We start from the raw sequence: 7,315 nt of genomic DNA, 5'->3' as shown, positions 1-7,315 counted from the left end.
GGGATAAATCCCTGGTTTTTACTGTACAATAAAATACGGGGGGAAAGATAGAAAATAGACGGCAAATGCGTAAGGCGAATGATGAGCAAAAGCTTGTTTTAGGGGGTGATAAGTGATTATTATATCTATAATAATCATATTCATAATAATGGTTTGTGCGGATTTACCATGGAAGGTTGTATTGGAAATTTACACCCCAACCACCAAGAGTGAACAATCTAAGAGTTGCTTCTACAGGGCGCTGCTCGGTATAGCTGATACTTGCCATAAATTGTGAATTGATTCGATAGCCGAGCCTGAAACCGTAATCCAGATTGTTACCGTCGCCATCTTCCCGGTAGTGGTGCCCAGCGATGGTTTTCATTATTCCCAAATTGGCCTCGAAGGAGACGTTCCATAGTGTAATTGACCATATCAAGGGCTTAAATTCTATTGCCCACGTGGCAACGGTCTCGTTGCCTTCATCATAGGAGTATCCGAATCGACGTATTCCGAACGCCAGTGTGTAGTCAATTATGTTTTCGGCTTCGTTGAAAAAGCCGATTTCGAAAGCCGTGCCAACAATACCTTCGGGTTTATATATGTGATTATCGTCTACAATACGGCTGTCTTGAATGGTGGCGTCAATAAAGATTGCGTGAGAGAGCCCACACAGAATCAAAAGGCACGGGATTATTCTTCGCATAGGGTCCATCCTTTGGAAGAATATTCATCCAGATACTTGATTCCATTTCGTTCGGAATAAGTTTTATATCCGTATCGGTCTTGCACGGCTGAAAGCCAAGATTGGGAGCCTTCAAATCTGTAGGTGGAATCCCAGCTTTGGTATGCCACATTGTAATCGAAAGAGCCTGGTTGCACTATATCGTAGCCTTGGGCTAATGGTTCTACGATAGTCACGGAGCCACTTCCAATTTTTTCTGAATGATGGTACAGGGTCTTTATTTCAGGATATTTTGTATTCCAACGGTATCTGTAAAACTTAAAATGGCTTTTTTGTATATTTTGTTCAAAACAGATTCTTTCACATTGAATGTGGCTTTCGCTTGTGTCTGAAAAGACTACAGAGTCTGTGGGATAAGAAACAAGAACGCTGTCTTCATAGTAGTGAAAGACAGAATCTTCGTGATAATATTCTGCGTAATAACATCCTTGCAAGTCTTCTATGGTGATGATGTCGGGGGCATCGCTTTCGCCACTTGTAAGCGGAATGGAGCATGCAGCAAGGATCAAGAATAGTAAACTGAATGGAGCTAATAATCGTTGGTGCATGATTATCTCTGTTTTCATTTAATGGCGGTAATCCATCGGCCTAAAAATAACATTTCTGTTGGACTGTAAAGGATTTTTTGATTTATTTGGCAATCAAATTGACGATCAGGGCGATTAGACCGCCTAGCAGCAAAACGGCTATGGCGACCATCGAGACGAAGGTCCACTTGGCGTATTTCAGGAGCTTAACCAGGCTTGCGTTCTGGTTTCCGACAAACTGTTGAATCAGGTTGATGCCTGCTGCGAGCGTAAGGCCCGCATCATCAATCCAACCTATGATGGGAACGTCTGGAATGAAGTCTATAGGAGAGGCGTCATAAGCCAAGGCTGCAAGCATCAGCAACACAGCCAAAGCCTTTTTCATGTTCGAAGAATTATCTTCCACAGGAACTTCTTCCCGGTGAATTTCGTGAACTTCTACTTCTTCGATTTCGTCTTCATCTTTTGTCATGGCATTTAATATAATAAATTTGCCGATTGATTTTTTTTGCAATCTCAAGCACTGTTTCAACTAAAATAATTAGTCAACGGAGACTTTAATCCATTCTGTGATTTGGTTTGCTATTGAACGAACTTCGTCAATGGTAAGACAATCTTTTGCATTTGCAAAAAACTTTTGGAAACTATTTTCATTTAAAATCCAGTAGTTTGAAAAATCTTTTTGGGTATTTTCAATGTATGCTCCGATGATAATCGCTACTTTCTGAATGGGGTAGTCACGTCCACAAAGGGTGATCAATTTCTCATGAATAAAATTGGCTTCACCATCCATTTGATTTAATAGGGTTGTGCATTGATGGCCGTTAAACATTAATTTGCCGTTTTGGAATAAAAACTTATATCCTTTCTTTCGGTCGTAATGTTTTGTCTCAATAGTGAAAATGCCTTTGGTACTAATAATAAGATGGTCAACATTGAAACAATCTCCGCAAATGTCATGGAATACTCGGGTGGAGTCATTGCTCATTTTGTTTAACATCTCGCCAACAAGACGTTCCCCTTCCATTCCTTTATAACAGTTGCGAATGTGTTTTATCAGTTTTCTTGATTTATGAATCCCATAGACAAGAATGATTCCTGTTGTTATGGAAAAAGTCATAGCAAGGCAAAAAGTGATGTCCCATACACCAAAATAAAAAAGCCATACATAAAGGGTTAGTATAAAAAAGGCGATAAATAAAGCCCAAATACTAAAATAACGCTCGTAATCAGCATCAATTTTCTTTTGGAGTGATTCGCCCTGGACATGTGTGCGGAATTTCTTTCCCATTAGATTTCCTTTGGTATATCGTTATTTTTCTTGTTCCCAACTTAAAATGGGGAAGCCGCTGTTCAAGCCGCTGTTGTAAACGAAATCTTCGCCGAGGAGTTCTGCAAAGTCAGAGGATTTCATTTCTTTTTCAGATTTTGGGGTGGCGACTCCGCCGCCGTTGTTAAGGCCGAAGGGTTCTTGGTCTCCTTGTTCCAGATAGTAGTAGTCTGCCATGGTGGTGTTGTAGTTGTAGCCAATCATCAAGCCGACTAGAGAATCTCCGTCAACTTTGCCGGTAGAATAGGCGGAACTGGTGACGCCTTCTTGGTTATATCCGATAATGCCTCCGACATTTTTTGAGCCAGAAACATCACCTGTGTTATAAAGAGAGGTTGTTGTTGAAAAGTCGGCATTTCCAAACAATCCTCCAACATAGCTAGTTCCTTTAATAGAAGCAGAATTGTTTATAGAAATAGCTTTTCCTCCGAAAGATCCTGCAATACCTCCAACACAAGATAATCCTTGTATTGGTCCTTCGTTTCTGATGTTTGTAAACGTTCCGCATTTTGCCGAGTATTTTGTACCAACTCCATAATGTCCACAGTATCCAGCAATTCCTCCTGTATATGATTGCCCGATGATTTTTGCATAATTGATTAAGTTGTTTGCCGCAATAGTTGTTGAATTGGCTCCACCCCAAATTCCTCCAGTATATTTTTCACCTTCAACTAATCCGTGGTTTTGTGCGTTTGATAATTTGATTCTGTCAACATATCCGAGAATACCTCCAACATCGGAACCGCCTTTGATTACTCCAAAGTTATAGACGCTGTCTACTAAATTGGTGTTCCCATAGGAATCGTTAGATGACCCTACTACGCCTCCAACAGGCCCCTTAGTACTGGTGACGCTTGCTTTATTTATGAGTTTTTTTAGTGTGCCAGTATTATTTCCCACGATTCCGGCGGTTTTTTCTTTTCCCATAACCCACGAATCCATAAGGGTCAAATTTTCTACAGTTCCACTACTATTTCCGAACAGCCCGTTATGCGAGCTTGTCGTGTTGATGAACATTCCACTGACGGTGTGGCCATCGCCATCGAAGGTCCCCGTAAAGGCGACGCTTGAATTCCCAATAGGAGTCCACTTGTGAAGTTTGGTGGAGTCTGCAGCGAGTGCGCCCTTTTCGTCGATAATCTTACCATCGTTCAAGATTATATCTGCGCCTAGTTTATAATATTTGCCTTGATATTCTTTATCGTTGGAACCGACGATAAAAGAAAGTTTTGCCAACTGTTCGGCAGTCAAGATAATGTAAGGACTGAGCTTAGTTCCTGCACCACAGGCAAAATCCTTGGCTGTGGTGCCGTCCCACGGCGTGCCTGAATCGCCGGTGCATTTTTCATCTTGTACATCGGTAGAACTGCTTGTGTTGTAGTTGCTTTTTGCGCTACTAGATATAGGCTCTCTTCCGGAAGAACTGCTTTCTGCTATAGAAGCTTCATCTTCCGAACTTCCCGATGCGACTTGTGAACAGTCTATCAAGAATGTGGTGCAACAAAAAAATACGAAGTATTTTCTTAAATTCATAAAACTGCCCAAACTTTTTTTATTACAAATATAGGTTCTTTTGTAAAAATTAATCTTTTTTTTATTGTTATGATAACGAAGTGTCGTGTAAAGTTTGCTTTGGATTTTAGTATATTTAGAACATGAGTTTGATTAATACCATAGTCGTTGCAGGTGGTACCCACGGTAACGAACGGACAGGGGTTCGCCTTGTCCAGAAATGGATGGAACACCCGGAGTGTTATAATTCGCTCTGTAGCGCCAAGGTGGATTTGGTGCTTGCTAACCCCGAAGCGGTGCGCTTGAATCGCCGCTATCGCGATCATGACTTGAATCGCGCTTTTTCGCAGACTTGCTTAGATGTGACGGTGGAGCCGCAGCAGTACGAGTTCCGTCGAGCTAAGGTACTGAATGCTTTGTATGGCCCGAAGGGGGCCGCCACCAAGACGGACTTGCTTCTGGATGTGCACAACACGGGCTCGAACATGGGCTATTGCCTGATTCTTTCGGCGCGCGACCCGTTTACGATGCGAGCCTCGGCGGTGCTCACGCAGGAATTCAAGGACGCGTGGATTTATTACCAGCCCGAAGAACGCTCCGCTTCGCCGTACTTTGGAACGGTGGCGAAGGCGGATGTGTGCATCGAAATTGGCCCGCAGCAGCATGGAACGCTGGATGCCGCGATTTTCGAGGAAACGGAACGCCTTGTGATGCGCTACCTGGAGCTTGCCGAGGAATGGAACCGCGGCGAATTGCAGAAAAGGGCGCCAATCAAGGTGGATGTGTACACGCAGTTCAAGGATTTGGGTTACCCCAAGCCGCAGGGCGGTGGAGCGATCCAGGCGATGATTCATCCGGATTTGATGGGGCGCGACTATCGCGAACTCAAGGATGGCGACAAGTTGTTCCGAACATTTGACGGCGAGGATATTTTGTACTATGGCGAAAGTCCGGTGTATCCGATTTTCATTAGCGAGCCTGCGTACTACGAAAAGGATATCGCGATGAGCCTCACCAAGAAAACAGTGGAGGAGTGGTAAGTATGGCTGAAGAAAATGAAGAATTGAAGGAAATCTCGGGTGAAGAACGCCTGAAGAATTTCATGGAACTGGTGCAGAACCAGAAGAACGAACCGTGGGATTCGAGGTTGTTCGAAATTTTGGATGCATTCGAGGATTTCTTGACGCTTCGTCCGGAACCGCCGCAGGAATGGCAAGAAACTTACGCCAAGAGCGGAAAGGAATTCGACTACTACCAGGTGGTGCTGCCGCAGGATTTCCAGGACCCGTACGAAGACGACTTGGGCAATATCCACAGGCTGCGCAACGAATTCGAACGCACGCCTTCGACGATGGCGCTTGAGCACGAACTGGTGAGCCGCAACTACTTCATTTTTGAAAATGGCCACGCCGAAGCGATTCCGGCTCCGCGCCCGATGCTGATGCTTGAAAGCAAGGACCGCGAAGACGACGAGGAAGAACAGGAAGGCGACATTACGTGGGATTGCTGCATTTCGATTTTCCCGGACGGCAGCTACATTGCCTACAACTTGAATCACGATGACGAAGAGGAACTCGGCGAAGATTTTAAGGCCGAATTCGACAAGCATATCGATGTGCTTTCTAAGTTGCAGTTGGTGATTCCGGTGGAAGGCCGCGACTACGGGATTCTGAATAGCCGCTGCTAGGCGACGTTTGAGTCAATGACCCAATTCGAAACAGAAATCTACCTGCGGTATAAGCAAATTATTGAATCGCAGGGTGTGGGAACGAGTGTGCTCGCAGGTGGTGCGTCGCCTGCGCCGCAGCGTGTGCGCATGGAAGATTTGCTTGACCGTTACGATGCGTTCTGCTTTGACGGGTACGGCACGCTTTATAACCGCGGGAACTTTGTTTACGAGGGTGCGCTGGATTGGTATATAATGCTGCGCACCGCGGGCAAGGAAATGCGTCTGATTACGAATGCGGCCTCCGATGTGGATTCGGTGCTTGCCTCTGATGCGGCGAAGCGAGGCTTCGCTTTTAGCGAGGCCGAGACGATTTCTTCGGGGAGCCTGCTCAAGGATTTGTGCACGGAATTGCGCTATCGTGGAGTGAATCGTCGAGATGTTCACGAAGTCTACTACATTGGTCGCGAAACGGGTAAGCATGTGCTTGAAAGCTGCGGCATTAAGGCGGTGGCTCCGGCTGCAGAACCGGTGGAACCGATTGTGGCGATTTCATCGGCGAAGGATACTCCCGAAACCTATGAGCAGGCGGTAAAGATTTTAAGGCGGCCGGGCTCGATGCTCTTGGTGTTGAATTCCGATGCGTGGGCGCCGAAGATTCCAGATGAAAATGGTGTGACGGCTCGCGAACCGGTGTCGGGCGAGCTCAGCGAAAGGTTGCGCCGCGATTCCATGTGCGAGGCAAATGGGGGTGCGGGTTGCGAAACTTATTATTTAGGTAAACCATTCCCCTCAATTTGGGAGAAGGTGAAATGTTCCTTGCCGGCCGGATCGCGCGTGCTGATGGTGGGCGATACCTTGGGTACGGATGTGCTCGGCGCAAAAGTTGCGGGCTTTGACAGTGCTCTGGTGGTGGGGCGGAATGTGCCGGCGGATGAACTTGAGGCGGATGAAAAGGCTTTAGGGATTAGGCCGGATTATTATCTATAGCGGACGCCGTAGGCGGGAAAAGGGTTTGTTAACTCACAATATTCCTTGCTTACGCAAGGTTGTGAGTTAACCCTACGGGCTCAATGCTCGTTTCACTCGCATTAAGCTCATAATTTGTCCCTTCGCACTTTGTGCATGGGCCAAATTATGTCGAACCCTCTTCGAGGGTTCTCAACCCATTTTAATTCTCTTGTAAAGCAAAAAACCACCCGAGGGGTGGTTTTCTGCTTTAGAGCGGGAAAAGGGTTTCGAACCCTCGACATCGACCTTGGGAAGGTCGCGCTCTACCAACTGAGCTACTCCCGCGAGTGCTGTTAATTTAGAAAAAATGGGCTGTTTGTAAAGGGGTGGGGCGGTTTGCGGGTGTCGTTTTGTCTGATTTTTCTATCATTGAGGCATGTTTACGAAATCTTTGATGTCGGGCCGTATTGGGCTTGCCGTATGCTTAACGCTTTTGGTTTCGGCTGGTTATGCCGAAGAAAAATCCATGTGGACAAAGTTTGTGGAGTTCTTTTCCCCGACTTCTGAAGTTGAAGGGGAGGGGCCTCTGTACGATCAAGTTCGTG

General features: G+C 45.8%; 8 protein-coding genes and 1 tRNA gene. 3 read left to right on the top strand and 6 right to left on the bottom strand.

Translation table 11 applies throughout. The annotated features are described in order from the left end of the window. Positions 1–163: 163 nt before the first annotated feature. The 5 genes from Q0628_RS00615 to Q0628_RS00595 all read right to left on the bottom strand — a co-directional run bounded on the left by Q0628_RS00615 (position 164) and on the right by Q0628_RS00595 (position 4,114). The gene (locus Q0628_RS00615; protein WP_298767527.1) at positions 164–685 is read right to left on the bottom strand and encodes a hypothetical protein; all 522 of its coding nucleotides are present in this window, start codon (positions 683–685) and stop codon (positions 164–166) included. Then, complete coding sequence (locus tag Q0628_RS00610; protein WP_298767525.1) at positions 673–1,272, bottom strand: hypothetical protein; 600 nt, start codon at positions 1,270–1,272, stop codon at positions 673–675. The genes Q0628_RS00615 and Q0628_RS00610 overlap by 13 nt, the downstream gene beginning before the upstream one ends. An 82-nt stretch (positions 1,273–1,354) precedes the next feature. Then, the gene (locus Q0628_RS00605) at positions 1,355–1,723 is read right to left on the bottom strand and encodes a DUF1232 domain-containing protein (protein ID WP_073321070.1); all 369 of its coding nucleotides are present in this window, start codon (positions 1,721–1,723) and stop codon (positions 1,355–1,357) included. A gap of 69 nt (positions 1,724–1,792) precedes the next feature. Continuing rightward, the gene (locus tag Q0628_RS00600) at positions 1,793–2,542 is read right to left on the bottom strand and encodes a nuclease-related domain-containing protein (protein WP_298767521.1); all 750 of its coding nucleotides are present in this window, start codon (positions 2,540–2,542) and stop codon (positions 1,793–1,795) included. 21 nt (positions 2,543–2,563) lie between these two features. Then, positions 2,564–4,114, bottom strand: coding sequence for a hypothetical protein (locus Q0628_RS00595; RefSeq protein WP_298767520.1), 1,551 nt, complete (start codon positions 4,112–4,114; stop codon positions 2,564–2,566). Between the two features lie 122 nt (positions 4,115–4,236). Between Q0628_RS00595 and Q0628_RS00590 the strand changes: the two genes are divergently transcribed. The 3 genes from Q0628_RS00590 to Q0628_RS00580 are packed head-to-tail and all read left to right on the top strand — an operon-like array spanning position 4,237 to position 6,749. Beyond that, positions 4,237–5,133 carry an aspartoacylase gene (locus Q0628_RS00590; protein ID WP_298767519.1) on the top strand — a complete coding sequence of 299 codons (897 nt, stop codon included), beginning with the start codon at positions 4,237–4,239 and terminating at the stop codon, positions 5,131–5,133. A gap of 2 nt (positions 5,134–5,135) precedes the next feature. Next, positions 5,136–5,780: a hypothetical protein gene (locus Q0628_RS00585; RefSeq protein WP_298767517.1), complete on the top strand. Its 645-nt coding sequence runs from the start codon at positions 5,136–5,138 to the stop codon at positions 5,778–5,780. A gap of 15 nt (positions 5,781–5,795) precedes the next feature. Then, positions 5,796–6,749 (top strand): HAD family hydrolase, encoded by a 954-nt coding sequence (locus Q0628_RS00580; RefSeq protein ID WP_298767515.1) that lies wholly within the window; start codon positions 5,796–5,798, stop codon positions 6,747–6,749. A 233-nt stretch (positions 6,750–6,982) separates the two neighbouring features. Here the strand turns inward: Q0628_RS00580 and Q0628_RS00575 are convergent. After that, a tRNA-Gly gene (locus Q0628_RS00575) sits at positions 6,983–7,055 on the bottom strand. Between the last annotated feature and the right edge of the window lie 260 nt (positions 7,056–7,315).

It is taken from the genome of uncultured Fibrobacter sp., from assembly GCF_937877005.1.
Classification (GTDB): domain Bacteria; phylum Fibrobacterota; class Fibrobacteria; order Fibrobacterales; family Fibrobacteraceae; genus Fibrobacter.
The sequence above is the reverse complement of the archived record's forward strand: the minus strand, read 5'-3'. Positions and strand labels throughout refer to the sequence as shown.